15 protein-coding genes are annotated in these 18,410 nt (G+C 42.8%); 1 reads left to right on the top strand and 14 read right to left on the bottom strand.

Annotated features, from left to right (window positions below; genetic code table 11):
• Positions 1-5: 5 nt before the first annotated feature.
• Complete coding sequence (locus ABIB50_RS01985) at positions 6-3,419, bottom strand: DUF1080 domain-containing protein (protein ID WP_429376805.1); 3,414 nt, start codon at positions 3,417-3,419, stop codon at positions 6-8.
• Positions 3,420-3,432: 13 nt separating this feature from the next.
• A complete protein-coding gene (locus tag ABIB50_RS01980; RefSeq protein ID WP_429376803.1) occupies positions 3,433-4,713 on the bottom strand; it encodes a Gfo/Idh/MocA family oxidoreductase in 1,281 nt (426 codons plus the stop codon).
• Between the two features lie 232 nt (positions 4,714-4,945).
• Between ABIB50_RS01980 and ABIB50_RS01975 the strand changes: the two genes are divergently transcribed.
• Positions 4,946-6,916: an HRDC domain-containing protein gene (locus ABIB50_RS01975; protein ID WP_429376801.1), complete on the top strand. Its 1,971-nt coding sequence runs from the start codon at positions 4,946-4,948 to the stop codon at positions 6,914-6,916.
• On the opposite strand, the gene ABIB50_RS01970 is transcribed toward ABIB50_RS01975, so the two are convergent.
• The 12 genes from ABIB50_RS01970 to ABIB50_RS01915 all read right to left on the bottom strand — a co-directional run bounded on the left by ABIB50_RS01970 (position 6,878) and on the right by ABIB50_RS01915 (position 18,353).
• Positions 6,878-7,117, bottom strand: coding sequence for a KTSC domain-containing protein (locus tag ABIB50_RS01970; RefSeq protein ID WP_429376799.1), 240 nt, complete (start codon positions 7,115-7,117; stop codon positions 6,878-6,880). The two genes, ABIB50_RS01975 and ABIB50_RS01970, sit on opposite strands and share 39 nt — an antisense overlap.
• A 3-nt stretch (positions 7,118-7,120) precedes the next feature.
• Positions 7,121-7,309, bottom strand: a complete 189-nt coding sequence (locus tag ABIB50_RS01965; RefSeq protein WP_429376797.1) for a hypothetical protein — start codon at positions 7,307-7,309, stop codon at positions 7,121-7,123.
• A 53-nt stretch (positions 7,310-7,362) separates the two neighbouring features.
• Positions 7,363-8,586 (bottom strand): sensor histidine kinase, encoded by a 1,224-nt coding sequence (locus tag ABIB50_RS01960; protein WP_429376795.1) that lies wholly within the window; start codon positions 8,584-8,586, stop codon positions 7,363-7,365.
• The gene (locus ABIB50_RS01955; protein ID WP_429376794.1) at positions 8,570-9,925 is read right to left on the bottom strand and encodes a sigma-54-dependent transcriptional regulator; all 1,356 of its coding nucleotides are present in this window, start codon (positions 9,923-9,925) and stop codon (positions 8,570-8,572) included. The genes ABIB50_RS01960 and ABIB50_RS01955 overlap by 17 nt, the downstream gene beginning before the upstream one ends.
• Positions 9,926-10,312 (bottom strand): hypothetical protein, encoded by a 387-nt coding sequence (locus tag ABIB50_RS01950; protein WP_429376792.1) that lies wholly within the window; start codon positions 10,310-10,312, stop codon positions 9,926-9,928.
• Between the two features lie 80 nt (positions 10,313-10,392).
• Positions 10,393-11,583 carry an ABC transporter permease gene (locus ABIB50_RS01945; protein ID WP_429376791.1) on the bottom strand — a complete coding sequence of 397 codons (1,191 nt, stop codon included), beginning with the start codon at positions 11,581-11,583 and terminating at the stop codon, positions 10,393-10,395.
• 29 nt (positions 11,584-11,612) lie between these two features.
• Complete coding sequence (locus ABIB50_RS01940) at positions 11,613-12,851, bottom strand: ABC transporter permease (protein WP_429376789.1); 1,239 nt, start codon at positions 12,849-12,851, stop codon at positions 11,613-11,615.
• An 11-nt stretch (positions 12,852-12,862) separates the two neighbouring features.
• Positions 12,863-13,528, bottom strand: a complete 666-nt coding sequence (locus ABIB50_RS01935) for an ABC transporter ATP-binding protein (RefSeq protein ID WP_429376787.1) — start codon at positions 13,526-13,528, stop codon at positions 12,863-12,865.
• Between the two features lies 1 nt (position 13,529).
• On the bottom strand, positions 13,530-14,978 hold the full coding sequence (locus ABIB50_RS01930) for a TolC family protein (RefSeq protein ID WP_429376785.1): 1,449 nt from the start codon (positions 14,976-14,978) through the stop codon (positions 13,530-13,532).
• On the bottom strand, positions 14,975-16,219 hold the full coding sequence (locus ABIB50_RS01925) for an efflux RND transporter periplasmic adaptor subunit (RefSeq protein ID WP_429376784.1): 1,245 nt from the start codon (positions 16,217-16,219) through the stop codon (positions 14,975-14,977). Before ABIB50_RS01925 ends, ABIB50_RS01930 begins: the two co-directional genes overlap by 4 nt.
• A 146-nt stretch (positions 16,220-16,365) precedes the next feature.
• Positions 16,366-18,159, bottom strand: a complete 1,794-nt coding sequence (locus ABIB50_RS01920) for a DNA topoisomerase 3 (protein ID WP_429376782.1) — start codon at positions 18,157-18,159, stop codon at positions 16,366-16,368.
• Entirely contained in the window at positions 18,156-18,353 is a 198-nt protein-coding gene (locus ABIB50_RS01915; RefSeq protein ID WP_429376780.1) for a hypothetical protein, read from the bottom strand. Before ABIB50_RS01915 ends, ABIB50_RS01920 begins: the two co-directional genes overlap by 4 nt.
• Between the last annotated feature and the right edge of the window lie 57 nt (positions 18,354-18,410).

The raw sequence follows: 18,410 nt of genomic DNA, 5'->3' as shown, positions 1-18,410 counted from the left end.
TATTCCTATTTCTTTACACTATCGTCTTTAACCCTGATATTTCTAAAATACAATTCATCACCATGACCCAGGAACCCGATGTGGCCGCTTTCGCGTTGCAAACCCGGATGTGGTTTACCATCGGCAGCGCCATTTTTACGGGCTTCGGTAATATCTGCGTCATTTATTACAGTACCGTTCAGGATCACTTTGATCTTAGGGCCCTTAACTATTACTTCTTCATAGTTCCATTCGCCAACGGGTTTTAGGAAGCCACGCTTAGCAGGGATAGTGCCGTAAACCGATCCATGATATTGATATACATGCAGGTCTTTATACATTGGGTGCTCGTTATCTAATATTTGCAGTTCCATGCCGGTATAAGCTGCATCGCCTTCTAATGGCGCTCTTATACCCAAACCGTTATTGGCCCCAGGCGTTAGTTTAAACTCAAAACGGAAAGTAAAGTCACTAAACTCTTCTTTGGTATACAGGTTACCACGGGCCGATCCGCCTTTGGTTCCTTTTGGATGTACAGCTATTGTCCCGTCCTCCATGGTATAATCTACCGTATTGCCTATCCAGTTAAACATATTAGTACCATCAAATAATACTTTAAAGCCATCCTTTTTCTCTTCGTCGCTTAGCTCAAATGGCTTTACCTGCGGTATTTCACGGATATACAGGTCACGATAAGCAACCGGCGACCCATGGGCCTGCAACTCTATCTGCTCAATCGGGAATATCGGCAGTTTCCTGTTCCAATAATTCTCCAATATTACGTTATCTGTAACCAGTTCGCCGTTAAGATAAACGGTAACACGGTCACCTATCATTATAATCCGGAAGGTGTTCCATTCATCCAGTTTATTATCGGCTACTTTAAGTGGTTTGCTTTGATTAACCTGGTTATTATATAGCCCGCCAGAACCTACCTGGGCACCTGCTTTTACACGGGAAGTATCCCAGATCTGTACCTGCGGTGAACCACGCAAATAAATGCCCGCATCGCCCTCTCCTTTTCCATCATTAATTATCTTCCAGTCAACCAGCATTTCAAAATCACCATATTGTTTAACCGTTGCCAGGTTATTGAAACCTTTAGCTGCAAAATGCAATTCACCGTTTACCGGTCTCCATTCTTCTTTAGCCTGGGCATCCGCTTTTATTTGTCTCTCGGCAAGCGTTTTGGCATCCATTTTTGACCGCTTGATCGGGTCATCCACTAAACCTTTCCAGCCGGTAAGGTCCACACCGTTAAACATCGATACAAAACCTGCATCAGGTTTCATGGTATTCAAATACCTGGTTATAGCAGTTTTTTGGCGACCGGTTACTAAAGCAGCAGTTTTATTTAACAGTTCTTTAATAATATCCCCGGTATAAACACCTGCCACCGCAATATTAGCAACGGTACTGGCCGCTACCTGTTGTAAAGCCGGATCGTCTAAATATTTACCTACAAAAAGTATTGAGTTGATACATTTGGCTTGCTCAATATTAGCCAGGATCTGTTTCTTCTGATCTGTAGTTTGCGCTACGGCAAATGCATCGCGAAATAGCAGTAATTTTTCTTCGGGTGTGTAGGCATTTTGATTTACAGAAGCTAAGTAGCCATTGATTGCTGTATTTAACAGATCAGCATCTTTAGTCTCGCGGGCTATTTTTATCATTTGCGCAGTAGCGCCGCCGGTTACCCACACCGACATCGCGTCAAGCGTAGCTTTTTTAGTTTCGGCGTTGCCGGTATTATAGTCATCCGCTACAATTTTTAATGCCTGCGCCCCGCCTAAAGCTGCCAGCATTTTATAGAACAGCGGTTTCTTATTCGCTGGTGCAACTGCCATTTGCTTTACAACCAGGTCAACCTGTTCGGCTTTATTATCGGCACCGCTAACTACTGTAATGAGCGCGTCCTGGGTAGCTTCTTCTTCAGAGCCTGTTGTTTCATTAAGCAACGTAAATAATTGCGCCTCGTTTTGCTTAGACGAAACATGTTTTATAGCCGCAAAAGCAGCGTGTTTAGTTTGCGGGTTGGCGCTTTTTAACTGTGTATATATAGCGCCGAATTGTGCGGTCACTGATCGTGTATCTAAAATATCAATTAAAGTTACCTGAGTTGCCGGTTTAACGGTTGGTATAGCATCAGCAAGTTGTTGTGTTACAGTAGCACCTTTCATGCGGCCGATAACTTCAGCGATCATATCTTTATCATCAGAGGTGCCGCTATCCATTAATTTTATCAACGAGCTAAGCACCTGCTCTTGCCCAATGTTAACCGCAGCATTAATAGCGGCAAGCTTTACTTTATCATTTTTACTTTTTGCTAACGCGATTATGGCAGGTAATGCAGTTTTAGCATTGGTTTGCCCAAACATAAACAGTATATCGGCTTTGGCATCGTCATTAACCGTGTTTAATTTATTTATCCAGGCTTTGGTTGTAACCGGGGTTATATAAGGGAGTGCAGACCTTAATGCCGCAGCACGATATTGCGCGTTTGCATCGCCGGCAGCAGTTAATAATAGTTGCTGATTATTTGCAGATGAACTAACCAAAACCTTCAGCGCGCTTATGCGTATGTTCACCAAGTCGTCACCTTTGGCTTTAAGTAAAAGGCCGTTCGCTATTTTTTGGGCCAATAGTTTATTGCCGTTTTTAGCTAACTGCCCGGCATAGATCACATAGTATTTAGTGGCCTCGGTATTTTCATATTTGTAGCCACTTTTCGCAGCGGCAGCCGCCAGTACTTTTTCGGATGATGGGTCGGCTATATAAGCTAATGCATAATAGGATACTTTGGCAAGCGCTGCATCATTAGTGGCAGCTAAAGCATTAATAGCTTTTGCGGCACTTCTATACCGGCTATTACCCAAAGCTTCAATAACAGAAAGTTTTGCAGCACCACTTGCAGCCGGTAATGAAGCCAACAGCGCAGCTTTTGAAGCAGGTGAATTGATCTTCACCAAAGCACGCGAAGCAGCATCCGCAAGATCGTTATCTGTCAGGTAGCTTTTTAAAGTGGCCACTGCATCATCTTTGCCCACCAAATCAAACTGGCTAATTATAAATTGTTTAGCTTGCCTGTCAGTAAGTTTTTGCAAACCTTTGCTATAAGCGCTTACAGCCATTTTACGCATCGCTTCATTACCTGTTTGGGTTGCAGCGGCTGTAAAGGCACCAATGGTATATTCTATTGATGCATTACTGCTTGTTCCCGGTGCTGTTAGTCCGCCTATAAGTGTGGCTATACCATCTTCGCCTAAAGCGTTTATTTTGGTAACATCATTTTTTAAAGCGGCGGCTGTATAAGCCGGCATATGCGCTAATACATCGGCAACCTTATCTTTGTTATCCTGCGCCCTAACTGCGTTTTGCAGCATAGCCATTGCTAACAGGAAATATATTTTTTTCGTCATCGTGATTGATCTGAATGTCATTTTAAACTGTTGCTTAGATATTATAGGGTGCACGCATGGCCGGGTTTATCAACCTGTTTGCAGCTTCATCATCAATAAACTCCATTTTAACCGGGTCGAATTTAAGCGACCTGCCTAATTTTAACGCTATCATCCCCATGTTTACAATATTACATGAGCGTAATGCATTCTCTTCGTTTAACGCAAATTTTTGCCTGGTTTTAACGCAATCGGTAAAGGTGGTAAACTGTGGCGCCGGATCGGGGAACGCTGCTAACTTACGTTCCAGATCAGGAATATCAGATTTAAAGCCCTGGTATAATTTACCTTTCGGCCCTTCAATATAGGCTGCGTTGGTATCCTTGCCTTCACCATCTAATATTATCTGGCAGCCATCAGCGTAGGTATAGGTTATCCTTCTCCAGGTGCCTACAGCGTCTGTATGCTGTTGTGGGGCATCTACTTCTACCGAGATAGGGTTTGTATCATCCTTACCTAAAAAGTACTGCACAGGGTCTATATAATGCTGCCCCATATCGCTAAGTCCACCGCCATCATAATCCCAGTAGCCGCGGAAGGTTTGATGTACCCTATGCGGGTGATATGGTTTATATTGTGCCGGGCCAAGCCAGGTCTCGTAATCTAACTCTGGCGGCACGGGCTGTGGTTCAAGCACATCTTTACCTACCCAATAAAATTTCCAATCGAACCCGGTATACTTGCCTACTGTAACTTTTAAAGGCCATCCTAACAAGCCGCTTTCAACCAATTTTTTAATTGGCTTAACCGGGGTGCCCATCCCATAAAAAACATCTTTAAAACGGAACCAGGTGTTTAACCTGAACATACGCCCATTAGCCTGAATAGCCTCTTTAACACGTTTACCTTCGCCAATAGTATGTGTCATTGGTTTTTCGCACCATACATCTTTGCCTGCGTTTGCGGCATCAACAGCTATGATACCATGCCAGTGCGGCGGGGTTGCTATGTGCACTATATCTACCTCGGGCAGCGTTATCAGTTCGCGATAATCACTAAATAGTTTTACGCCTTTATCCAGCATAGCTGATGCCTGCTCCAAATGTTTCTTATCAACATCGCAAATAGCAACAACCTTTGTACCCTCATAAGCAAAGTGGTTACGGCCCATGCCGCCAACACCTACTACGGCTTTTGTAAGCGTATCACTGGGCGCAAGAAAATTTGTTCCACCTAATACGTGTCGTGGTACAATAGTAAATGCGGCCAGCCCGATAGCTGATTTCTTAACAAAATCTCTTCGCGAGGTTTGAGTTTCCGGTTTTTTAGGGTTCATAATTTAGTAATTGGAAAACAGGTTATCTAAATATTATTGCTGGTTTATGATCATGCCTTATTTCGGCGTTTTTTAACTCCGGAATAATCATCCGTAAATAAAGAAACAAAATCCATAATTGCAATAAGACACGGCAAGTTACAATTTACTACGGAAAGAATAATGATAGCATAATACAGAATTATGATGGGTTATTATATTTACTAAATTTATTAGTATAATTGTATCGAATATGATGGAGCTCGCTTACGATTATTTGGTATCGACCAATACCGTAGTTTTCCTGACGGGAAAAGCGGGTACGGGTAAAACAACTTTTTTGCAACGCGTAAGGTCAGAATCTAAAAAGAAACTGGCGGTAGTAGCACCAACGGGCGTAGCAGCGATAAACGCGGGTGGAATGACGATCCATTCTTTTTTCCAGATACCATTTGGGCCGATAATCCCCGCAGGTAATGCCAAACCTGAATTACATTATAGCCCAGAGAAAAAAGAGCTGCTGGGTAGCCTTGAACTACTTATTATTGACGAGATAAGTATGGTACGGCCCGATGTACTTGACCAGGTAGATCTGATCTTACGGAATATCAAAAATAATTCACATCCATTTGGCGGCGTGCAATTATTGTTAATTGGAGACCTATCCCAATTGAGTCCAATAATCCGCGATGAAGAATGGGCTATGTTGAGGCGTTATTACACTACTCCCTATTTCTTTAGCAGCCTGGTACTGCAAAAAGCGCCGTATGTAAGGATTGAGCTGGATAAAGTGTTTAGGCAAAAGGAGCAGGCCTTTGTAGATATATTGAACGAGGTACGTAACCAAACTATAAGCGATCAAAGTCTTGAGTTATTGAATGCAAGGTATATACCCGATTTCAAGCCGACTGCCGAAGACCCTTACATCACCTTAACTACGCATAACGCGATAACTCAGCAAATTAACAACGAATTTATCGAAGCCCTGGCCGGTGAGCAGGTAGAATTTAAGGCGACCATTAAGGGTGATTTCCCGAAGGACGCTTACCCTACCGAAACCGAATTAAAGCTAAAGATTGGCGCGCAGGTGATGTTTGTTAAGAATGATAGCTCATCAGCAAAATTGTATTATAATGGCAAGATCGGCACGATCTTAAAGTTAACTAATGATACGGTGACGGTGCAAAGCGACAGCCAGGAAATTGAGGTACAGGCCCAGGAATGGACAAATGTTAAATACCAGCTGGCGGGCGACGAGATCAATGAAACCAATGCCGGCAGCTTTGCGCAGATCCCACTTAAGCTGGCCTGGTCAATCACCATTCATAAAAGTCAGGGGCTTAGCTTTGATAAAGCAATTATTGATGTCAGCGAAGCATTTGCACATGGGCAAGCATATGTAGCGTTGAGCCGTTGCCGCAGTCTGTCGGGTATGGTGTTGCGCAATCCTATCGCGGCACATAATATTATTGGCGACCCGGCGGTCACCCGTTTTAACACCCAGGCTAAATTACTCAAACCAGACCGCGAGCAATTAGAACGCGACCAGGAAGCTTACCGGCTGTTCCTGCTCACGGAACTATTTAATTTTAATGGGCTGGAAAAACGAAGTAAAAATTTCGAGTATCTGTTACCCGACCTGCAACCTACGGTGATGGATATAGCGCGGCGCTCTGCCGGTCAACTTGCTAATTATGATGCAGAACGCATTAAAAAAGCTGCCGTTTATTTTCAGGATAAGTTATCAGCCATTACAGAAGATCTGCACAAGCAATTACCTTCGTTCATCGGGCAGTCTCAGGAAATGGCTGCTAAAGCGGATGAACTGATCAACTGGCTTATGGCCCGGATAAACCTGCTGGAGCATTTTACCGAAGCAGAATTTACAACCTCCGCTTACCTGCAATTGCATAATAAAAAAAGTATAACAAGTACTTATCTTAAAGTATTAAACGCGCTACCTAACGAGGAATTATATCAGCAAATATTAACCTGGCGGGACATTATTGCTGAGAAGGAAAAAGTTATGCCGAACATGGTCTTTTCCGCTAAAACGGCAGCGGCTATTGCCGAGAAACTACCAGCTACGCTTAAAGCGTTATCTGCTATTAAAGGTGTAGGGCCACAAAAAACAACACAATTTGGTAATGATATTATTGAATTGATCCGGGCTTATGAACAAGGCTTACAAGGTACCGGGCTTGAACAGGTTAGTTTGTTTTAAGCCTGGGGTGACTTCTTCAAACGGGTATTTGCCTTTAATATACCTGTTAAACCATATCCCCTTCACCATCGTGGAGCGCATCTCTTTAAAAACCTTTTCGGGTACCTGCAAGTAATTATATACCTTGCCCGAATGGTAACGGATTGTCAACGTTTCCCTGGCACCATCATATTCGTAAGCGGCAATAACTGCTGAAGGCATGGCTCAATCCTTTGTTTTCGCGGCTTTTTTATTGGCAAAATGTATGCGTGCATGCTTCAAACCTGTAGCGATAGCTTCGCCTTCATTGCCGGTAGTTTTTAACACTTCATTGGCGATCTCGGTCGCTTTATCTCTTATTTTCTTGGGTTGATTTTTATAAGATGGCGGGTAATCTCCGTTATACCAGGGCATAGTTCCTCCTTTTTAATTAGTAACCCGCAAATAAAATTGATTGTTTGCAGCAATTAATTAAAACGGATAGTAAACTCCGTTTGCCGTTCAGCTATCGTTCTTAAGGAAAAATCAAAATTATGATTGATCAGGATCTCGCGCACCAGCGTTAGCCCTATTCCCTGCCCGTCTTTTTTAGTGCTGAAAAATGGAGAAAAAAGCTGCGCCGCTTCTTCGGTGCTGATACCAGGGCCATCATCAGCAATAATTAGGGTGTTCTTGTTTGTTTTAAAGCTTACGGTACCGTCTTTGCCAATAGCTTCTACCGCGTTTTTTACGATATTAATCAATGCCTGCTCAATTTGCAATTCATCAGCCATTATTGTGCAGGGTAAAGTATCATATTCAAATCTGATATTACTATCGCCGGCTTTAATTTGCAATAAAGCGCCAACTGAATGCACCAGTTGATTAATATCAGTGAGCTTTTTATGCGGTGCAGGCAGCTTTACCAGGTCGGCATAGTTGCGCATAAAATGGTTAAGGTTATGATTCCGATCAATAGCCACCTGCAAGGCATCTTTAAGATTATCACTGCTGGTTTTTAATGCCGATTCCATGATAGAGTTTACCGGGCCTACCGTATTATTAACCTCGTGCGACATCATACGGATCACTTTGCCATAAACATTCTTCTCGGCAGCAACAATTTCAACTGTAAGATCCTCAATCATTACAAAATGACGGGCAAAACCACGGTCGATAAAATGTGATTTTTGCAGTCGGTAAGTGGCAGCACTATCCACTTTAACAGTTATGGCATCACCGGGTGTAAGCCCATTAATGTGTGCCAGTAACGCAGGCACCAAAACTTTTTCCGCTTTGGGGTTTATTTGCTGGATCTTGCCATCAAAGTCCATAATTACAATTCCGGTTGGCGAAGTTTGTATCAGCTTTTCTAAAAAGAAATGCTGTTGTTCCTGGCGTGTACGTTCCATACGTAGCTCATCCATCATCTGGTTATATACATCTATCAGCTCATCCATTTCATGCTTACCCGTCGACAGGAACTTTACGTTAAAATCGCGGTCCTTTATGGCTTCGACACCTTGCATCAGTGTTTTTAGCGGGCGTAATAATTGCTGGTATAGGTTAACAGCGATAAATATCGAAATAAGCACAAATACCTCGGCACCTATAAAGAAAATTTTATCCCCCCTGAAAATATAATAGGTTAAAACCAGTGCCAGCAGGTGGATAATGGTAACGAACAGGATATATTTAGTCCGCAGTTTCATCGTATGGGATCTGGTATTTATCTAACCTGCGATAGAGTGCGCTGCGCGTAAGCCCTAACGATACCGCGGCCCGCGCCACTTTGTTTTGATGATAAGCTAAGGCACGTTTTATCATTTCTACTTCCATTTCTTCCAACGTGCCGGGTAATAGTTGATTTTCTTTCTTAGTTGGGGTTAGTTGTGCACTAAAGTCTGCTACTTCCAGTTCATCTTTTTTGGTGACTAATATTGTCCGTTCTACCAAATTTTTTAATTGGCGGATATTTCCGGGTAATGGTAAAGCCTGCAGCCATTTTAAAGCAGCCGCGGACACTGCCAGCTTAGGGCGATTATAGATCTGCTTTAAATTATTAATAAAGAAATTAACCAGTAACGGGATATCTTTGGGTCTGTCACGTAATGCAGGCAAATGGATGGTAATTAAGTTGATCCTGTAAAGCAAATCTTCGCGAAATGATGCTCTACCCACCATTTCTTCCAGGTTTTTATTGGTGGCGCAAACCACCCGGACATCAACCGTTTTGGTACGGCTGCTGCCTAACACCTCGTAGGTCCGGTCCTGCAACACACGCAGCAGTTTTACCTGGCTGCTTGGGTCAAGGTCGCCTATCTCATCTAAAAAAATTGTTCCTTTATTGGCCAGTTCGAAACGGCCTGCACGATCAAAGCGCGCATCAGTAAAGGCTCCTTTTACGTGGCCAAACATTTCACTCTCAAACAGTGATGTTGAGATTCCACCTAAATTAACTTTAACAAATGGCCTGGCTTTGCGCTGGCTGTTTTGGTGAATAGCTTCAGCAATCAGTTCCTTACCTGTACCACTTTCGCCCATTATTAATATAGATGCATCGGTACCAGCTACACGGCCTATCGTTTCCAATATGCTTAGTATTTGCGGGTCCTCGCCTATTATATTATCAAAATTATAAGCTTTATTTAATTGCTTACGGGTAGTGTTTATGGCAGCCTGCTTATTAAGATCAAGCAGTGTTTTTACCGATTGAAGCAAATGCGCATTGTTCCATGGCTTATTGATAAAATCATTAGCCCCTAACTTCATACCCTGAACGGCCAATTCAATACTTGCCCAACCCGTAATTAAAATAATTGGTATAGCAGAATTGATTTTTTTGATCTTGCTCAGCAACTCCATACCCTCAATACCAGATGTGGCGTTCGAGAAGTTAAGGTCGAGGACAATAAGGTCAGGTGATTGCTTTTTAATGACAGATAACGCGTCGCCTGGGTTAGCTGTTGCTGTAACCTTAAAACCCTCGCCCTCCATTAACAGGATGAGCGAGGTTCTTACAGCTATATCGTCGTCAATAACCAGTATCATTTATTTCTTTTGTACAATGGCACTTACCTCCTCACACATTTTTTTGAAACGGTTGTAAAGTTCAGTAGAATTTTTTCGTTTATCTAACTTTAAAATAAGTTTTCCGGGCGAATTTTTCGCATAAAAAGTGACACCGTTATCCAAAGTCATTACGGCATCCAATCGGGTGTTTTTAAATGAGAAATCAGTTCCTTTAGCTAATCCTTCGTCCAGGCACTTATTTACCTTATCGGTTAACTCCTCGTTATACTTTGCCGAAAGCTCATAGCTGTTATGATCTTCGGTAAGGGAAACAGAAGTTGCATCACTTTTAACTGAGTTTGTAGTTTTTTGCGCAAAGCTGGTGCTTACCAGCAAGCAAAGGGCAATTAAAAATTTAAATTTCATGGTTTGATTGTTAATGTGTTTGATAAAATTCATATTTAATTTAATTATAGCAATGTGTTTAAAACCCATCGCTATGGTTGTTACTCCTCATGCAACGCTACAGCCGGATATACTGCTGCAGCCTGCCTGCCCGGGTAAAGCGAACAAACCAGTACCAGCAAATAAATAAACAGGGCAGCTAAAAATATTGCTGTAAAATAAACGCCTGCCGGCAAACCAAATACGTTTAGCAAGGGGAACTGTACCGCAAAAAACGACCCTATAATTAATGACAGCGTAGCCAAAAGCACAGACTCGGTAACTATCTGTGCTGCCACCGAATTACCTGTAGCCCCAATGGCCCGGCGCAATCCAATTTCACCGCGTCGTTTATTGATGTTGTACCATAATACACCAAATAAGCCCAGGGCCACATTGATGATAAGGAAAGTAGCCAGTATCAGCAGAATAATAACCGGCATCAGGGTTTCTTTATTCATTTTATCCCGCTTTTGGCTAAAACGCTCTATCCCAACCGTTGATTCCTTCATAATATTTGCTACTGCTTTATACAGGCGGCCTTCAAAAGCAGCGTCAGCTTCAGGCGTAACCTTAATAACTATACGGCTTACATAGTGAAAAAAGCCGGTATCAATTCGAGTATATAAAGACTGGCCCGAGGGACGATAGTCGCCCCTATCCTTCATATCGGCAATCACGCCGATTATCCGCATCTTCTTAGGGTCTTTTTCGTCATAGCCACCTATCAACTGCCCTGTTGCCTTGCCTTTACCAAACATCTGTTCTTTAAATGATTGATTAATAACAACAGGTGTAGTTACTGCCGCATCATCCTGTTTTTCAAACCAACGGCCTTCCAGTAGATGAAGGTCGAAAGCATTGTCATAAGCGTCCTCTGTCCGGTAGAAATTTATCGGCGAATATAGTTTGCCTTTATGCCGGTAACCGGTGGTCATCATACTGCTGGTAAAGGGCGTATTACCACTTGCAAAACTTACCTCCTTAACTTCGGGCATATTGGTTAAAACCTTGCGGATATTTTCATAATACATTGCGGCCGAATCGCCCCTGTTAAAATGAGGCGAGTTATCGATGTTTATTAACCATACATTTTTATACTCAAAACCCAGTGGGGTACGGTAATTTTGGTAAAAATTCACGATCATGGAAAACACGGCAAACATTACCATAAATGATACCAGCATCTCTGTTATCAGCAGAGCATTTTGCTTCTTTTTGTTCCAGATCAGTTTAAATAAATGCTTGAACATAATATTTTGATTAAAGGATTAACTATTAATTATTGCGCCTTTAAGGCCCGTACCACGTTAAGTTTTGACATACGCCAGGCCGGGTAAACTCCTGATAATAAACCAAACAACAAGCAGGTTAAAAAGCCATAAAACAGTATGGTGAAATTTAATGTTAAATGCAGCCCATCTATAAGGCCCGACTCATTTATCAGTTGCAAGGATATTACCGAAAATATCACACCGAAAATGCCGCCTATAACCGTTAAAATAATATTCTCGATAATAAACTGGTAAACCAAAGTTTTTGATGATGCACCGAATGCTTTACGCACCCCTATCTCTGACGAGCGTTCCATAATACGGGTGATGTTGATATTTACCAGGTTAATTGTTGGCAACAACATAAACAGGAAGATAGCACCTGATATAAAAAGCAGGAACCTGCCAAAGCCCGACTCGGGGCCATTACCAAAAACATTGCGCACTATAGTTCTGAAATGAGTATCTGCATTGCTGAATATTTGATCCATTTCTTTACTGTTAGTAGGTATCCTTTTTACTATCTGCGCATAGTCCTGCTGGATCTTCACAACGTCATCGGTTGACTCAGCTAATACAACTGCCCCAAATTCACCCTGGTGCCCTGTAGATTTATAATCACTTTTTGACAATGTATAGGGCACATACATATTAGCATAATAAGCATCACTGCTAAGCGGTGCATCTTTTACCACACCTATAACCCGGTACTTAATGTTATCAACCTCAATATATTTACCAACTACGTTAGGTTCGTCGCCAAAATAATTGGTTTTGGTAGTTTGGCCTATTACAGCTACACGCTGTGCCTGGTCAACCTGAGGTTTAGTATAAGGCTTACCCACCAGGAAATCAAAATCAGCAACTCCCCAAAAATCAGCGTTGGTATATTTAATACCAACAACTATCTTCTTATTATTAACATACGCGTTTGATGAACTGGAACCTGATGATATGGCCATTTTAACCGGCCTTTTCATGCTACCTGCGTAATGCGTTAAAAAGTAAAAGGACGAAGAGGATGTATTTATCCAGCCTTGTTTGGCGTTACGTAATTCAAGCCGGCCAATATATAGTGACCGGTCGCGTTTCATGTCCGGGTAGGTTGGGTTTATAATGTTATCCATAAACGCTGTAAGCACCATCAATATGGTAAGCGTAAAGCTAATGCCGAAGAGGCTGATAAAGGTGAAGAACTTCCTCCGCCTTAGTACCGCTATGGCTATTTTAAAGTAGTTTTTAAGCATGATCTAATCCTTTATTGAACTTGTGAACCATCAAATAACCTAACCAAACGGTGCGTTTTATGCGCCATATTTTCGTCGTGCGTAACCATTACTATGGTAGTACCGTCTTTTTCATTAAGCTGCATTAAAATGTCCATGATCTCGTTACCCATAGCGCTGTCAAGGTTACCGGTAGGCTCATCGGCCAGTATAATTTCGGGACGACCGACAATTGCGCGGGCAATAGCCACACGTTGCTTTTGCCCGCCCGATAATTGGTTAGGAAAATGTTTCATCCTATTAGCCAGGCCAACTTTCTCCAGCGCTTCAGTAGCTAACTGGCGGCGTTCTTTAGCTGTGCTATCGCGATAAAGTAATGGCAGTTCCACATTATCTAAAACCGATAGGTCATTGATCAAATGGTAGCTCTGAAAAATGAAACCCAACTTTTTGTTACGGAAACCCGCCAGTACCTTATCTTTCATATTTCCGGTACCCTGGTTATCTATGGTGATGCTTCCTTTTGAAGGGGCATCCAGCAGCCCCATAATATTTAGCAGCGTACTTTTGCCACAACCCGATGGCCCCATAATTGACAGAAACTCGCCTTTGGCAACCTCTAAACTAATGCTGTTTAGGGCCAATGTTTCAACCGTGCTGGTACGGTAAACTTTTTCTATGTTTTTTAATTGTATCATATTATTTATAAGTGATTTTTTGGTTTTGTTCAAAGTCATATAACGATAGGTATCGTAGTTGGTAGTATGCACTCCAGAAGTCGCGCAGCGATTGCACATAATCGCGCTTTGCCTGGTCGTTCTCCTGGGATGCGATACCGAGGTCGGTAATACTTAGGTCGCCTAATAAATACCTGTCGCGGGCTATTTTATATTTTTCAGACGCGATGCTGTCTGCTTCCGCAGTGTAGGCCAGCTGTTCTTTCATCACATTAAATAAGCTTACCTGCGTTACTATTTGCTGCTTAAAGGTTTGCTTATCCTGTTCTACCGAGTATTCGGTGAATTTCTGGTTAGCCTCGGCTGTTTTTATTTTGGCTTTTGATCGGCCCCAATCCAATACCGGGATAGAGAATTGCAGCTGTAATAATTGTTGATTTTGCGGCGAACGATATATACCCGGCACATCCGGCGATGAGTTTGACGTACCCACATTAGCCATTAACGTCGCGGTTAAACCTGTTTGCCCGCGGGCCAATGCGACATCGCGTTTAGCTTCGGCTATTTTACGGATAAAAGCTATGGCGTCTGACCGGTTGGCGAAAGCCTCGGTCAATACTCTATCTGCCGATACCGTCATTTGGCTAATAAACTCGGGCATCATCAATACAATTTTAGCATCGCCCTCTTGTCCTGTATAACTGCGCAGGTTAAGTGTTGCTATCTCCACATCCCGCGTAGCAGTGCCTACACCTTTTTTAGCGTTAAGCAATTCTAATTGTAGTTGTAATATTTCGTTTTTAGATACTTTACCTAATTCAAATTTCAGGTTGGCTACCTTCAATATCTTTTGGGTGTTGACTAAGCTGGCAGTTGCAGTTTCTAAATTAACCTGTGCCAACAGCAGGTCGAAAAAGAAGCCCGTTACTTTAATAGAGATAGTTTCCTGTGCTTCAACATACGCCTGGATGCTTTCGTTATATAATAACGGCTGGATCTTTTTATCCCATTTAAGCGCGTTAAACTGGCCCAACGGCTGGGTAAAGCCTATGGCATAAGGTACACCGTTGTATAGTACGCTGTTTCGGTTAAAATCATCAAACCTTTGTAATTGAGTGGTGCCGTAAATTGTAGCACCGGTAGCGGTTATAGTCTGACTAAAATTAAGGTTCAAAGCCGAGTTATCGTAATGGATAGGCTGGAACAATATAGTACCGTCCGGCTGTACTACCGGTGTGCTGGTTTTAGTGTATCCCGGTAAAGTACCACTTAGCGATAGTTGTGGCTGATAGTTTGACTTGAACGTGCGCCATTGCCAATATTTAGTTTCGCGGGTAGTAGAGGCTTGCTTGGCAGCTATAGAGTTATCCTTAGCCATCTCCACAACTTGTTTTAATGACAGACGCAAAGTATCTAACCCGTATGCTACGCGACCTGTAAAAAGCAATATGATCAATATTAAAAACCTCATTGAATTGTTACCTCCTTTGAATTTTTATATTCGGCCATATCCGATGTGATAATCGTATCGCCAGGTTTTACGCCATCCAACAATTCCACATAATCAAAATTAGTCAGGCCGATGTGTACAGTTCTACGCTCAGCTTTACCGTTGTTTACTACAAATATATCCTGAACAGATGGGCCTTTAAATGCCGGGCCATTAGCTACCCGCATAACGTGGCTATGCGCAGCAGTAACTAAGTACACATCAACCTTCATATTAGGGCGAAGCTCTTTACTGTTGCGGTCGTCAAGCTGTATATCAAATGATATCACACTATTTTGCACCGATGGCGATACATTAATAACCCTACCGCGCAACTGCACGTCATTCACCAAAACAATTACCGGTAAGCCGCTATGCAGTTGGCCTAATGAATTATCGGAGATACTCCCCTGAACTTTAAAGCTGCCCAGGTCGGCGATACGGGCAATGGCCTCGCCCTCCCTTACGTTGGCACCGATATTTTTGTTAACGTAGGTAACTACGCCAGCCCGGGTAGCTATGATGTTAGCTAAATTTAATTTACGCTGCAGCGCGTCACCATCACTTGCCAAAATCCGGGCAGCTATCTCTGCTTCCCTGATCTCTATCTGCATGGTTTGCTGCTTATTTTTGATCTCGTTTTCCAGCTGTTTCTTTTCAAGCTGTGCCACTTTCAGGTTCAATTCAGCCTGCTCAATACCTTCGCGGGTGCCGCCACCGGCTGCAAACAGGCGTTTGGCATTCTGCACCGCGTCTGTAAGGTTGCTAATGTGTAATTGCTTGATATCATTGTTCGACCGGATATCGAAAAAACTTTTATTCAGATCAAGCTTTAGCTTTTTGATCTCGTTCTGTTTAGACTCTAACTGGAACTTTAATTTTTCGTAGTCGGTTTGGGTAGCTGACTTATCCAACGATAAGATAGACTGTCCGGCCTTTACATTATGCCCGGCATCCATTATTACATTTTTTATGGAAGCGTTAATAGGGCTGGTTAGTATCTCTTCAAATTCGGGTAGTACTTCGCCTGTTGCGTTTAATGTATTTTCGACATTACCTATAGCTACTACCGATGTTGTGATCTCTGACCTTTTTATGGTTGATTTAAAGGTGGATCTTAGCCCCCATATTAAACCCGCCAATATGATGATTACGGCTACCCCAATAAACAATCCTTTCCTCTTGTTTTTGGCCGCTACTTCTTGTGTAATTTCTTTATCCATATAGTACTTTGTATTGCATGGCATTTTGCAATAGGCGTACCAATGTTAATAATCTTATTGTCAGTAACTTATAAAACAAAGAAATTTAAAAGCGATCGATACCGGACTAACTTTCCCAAAATCGGACAAAATAGGCTTTATGCAGATCAAGCCTTAACGAGCATATTTTTGCCGGAGGCTAATAACTCTTTTGTAATTGCCCGGGTATAGGTTTTGATCTCTTCCTGAAACTCTGCAACGGATGCCCCGCCGCGAATTTGCTCGAGGCGCTTCTCCCAGTTGCCAGTAAGTTCGGCCTGTGCAATTTGCTGGTGCTTCACTATTTCGTAAACAGAGAGGCCTGTTTCGGTAGGTACCAGATTCTTCTTTTCGCGCAGGATATATTTTCTGGTTAAAAGGGTTTCGATGATATTGGCACGGGTGGCAGGTGTGCCTAAGCCGCTTTCTTTCATCGCTTCCCGCAATTCTTCATCTTCTATCTCTTTACCCGCGGTTTCCAGCGCCTTTAGCAGCGAAGCTTCATTATAAAGTGGTTTGGGTTTGGTCTGTTTTTCTAGTACACCGCTGGCAGTCACCGGCAGGTCTTCGCCCTGGGTAACTTTGGGCAATGTAGCATTTTCCTCGTCCTTTTTTTCTTCGTCTTTATCATTAAAAACCGCGCGCCAGCCAGCTGCCTGGATCACGGTGCCACTGGCCATGAACTTAGATCCGGACACCAATATTATTTTAGTAACCTCTTTTATACAATCGCTATGAAAAGCTTCTAACATACGGCCCGCTACCATATCATAAATGGCCTGGTGATCATCGCTTAGTTGATAAGGTTTTTCGCCCGTTGGTAAAATAGCATGGTGATCTGTAACCTTCTTAGCGTTGACACTCCGTTTATTCAATTTGGCCGCCGAAAGCAAATTTGCCTGCTTACCAAACTCGGGATGTTCCAGAAACTTATTAATAAGCGCAGGTACCTCGGCAAATACATCATCACCTATATAGCGGCTGCCGGTACGTGGATAAGTTACCAGCTTGCTTTCATACAAATTCTGTAATAAGTTAAGTGTTTGGTCGGCAGTGAAGCCTTTTCGCTTATTGGCTTCCTGTTGCAAGCTGCTTAGGTCATGCAATAACGGTGGCGGTTCTTTGCGGGGTTTGGCTTCAACCGAGGCCACGTTGGCAGTAACCCCTACCAATGCCAGTATCGTTTCGGCTTCCTCGCGGGTTTTATAATTCTTTTCAGAAATGGCTTTAAATATCTGTTCATCCTTTACAGGTTGAATAACTACCTGGTAATAAAGCTGCGGCACAAAAGTCTTGTTTTCTAAATAACGTGCACAGATCATCGCCAGTGTGGGCGTTTGCACCCTGCCGAGCGACAATACCCCTTTATTACCCGAAGCCAGGCTCAAAGCCTGGGTCGCGTTCATCCCTACCAACCAGTCGGACTGTGAACGGCAATGTGCCGAATTGAATAACGTATCATAATCGGTCCCGGGCTTCAGGTTACGAAAGCCGTCCTTAATAGCCGCATCAGTTTGCGATGAGATCCATAACCTTTTAAAAGGCTTTTTACATTTGAGGTAATAATAGATATAACGAAAGATGAGCTCGCCTTCCCGTCCGGCATCCGTAGCTACAATAATTTCGGTAGCTTCATCAAAAAGCTTGGCTATGATATCCAGCTGCTTCCTTGCGCCGGCATCTTCTTTTCCGTTTGATTTACGTACTGATAATTTAAATTTGGTCGGCAGCATCGGCAAATGCTGCACGTTCCAGCCATAATAACCATATTCCTGCGGCGCAGCCAGTTGTAGCAAATGGCCAAAAGCCCAGGTAAAAGTATAGCCTTTACCCTCGATATAACCATCGTGCTTCGTGGTCGCGCCAAATACCTTGGCTATCTCGCGCCCTACCGATGGTTTCTCGGCTATAATTACTTTCATGCGAAGTCAGCAAAAACGACCAACCGACCTTCCACTACGTTACCGATCAGTTCGGGCTGTGCGTCCTCGCGTAAATAATGGCGAACTGTATAATATTCGTTTTCTAGATCAACCTGTTCCACCACTGCTTTACCTGCTGCAGGTTTACCCTCCAGCGTTAATAATATCACCTGTTGTCCTTCCTGGTATTTCATCACCGCTAAAAATAGTTTATTGGCCACTTCTGGCAAAAAGAAGTTTTAAACACTATT

This window comes from Mucilaginibacter sp. UYCu711 (genome assembly GCF_050433825.1).
Classification (GTDB): Bacteria; Bacteroidota; Bacteroidia; order Sphingobacteriales; family Sphingobacteriaceae; genus Mucilaginibacter.
Note: the sequence above shows the minus strand (reverse complement) of the source record. Positions and strands in the feature narration are given on the sequence as shown.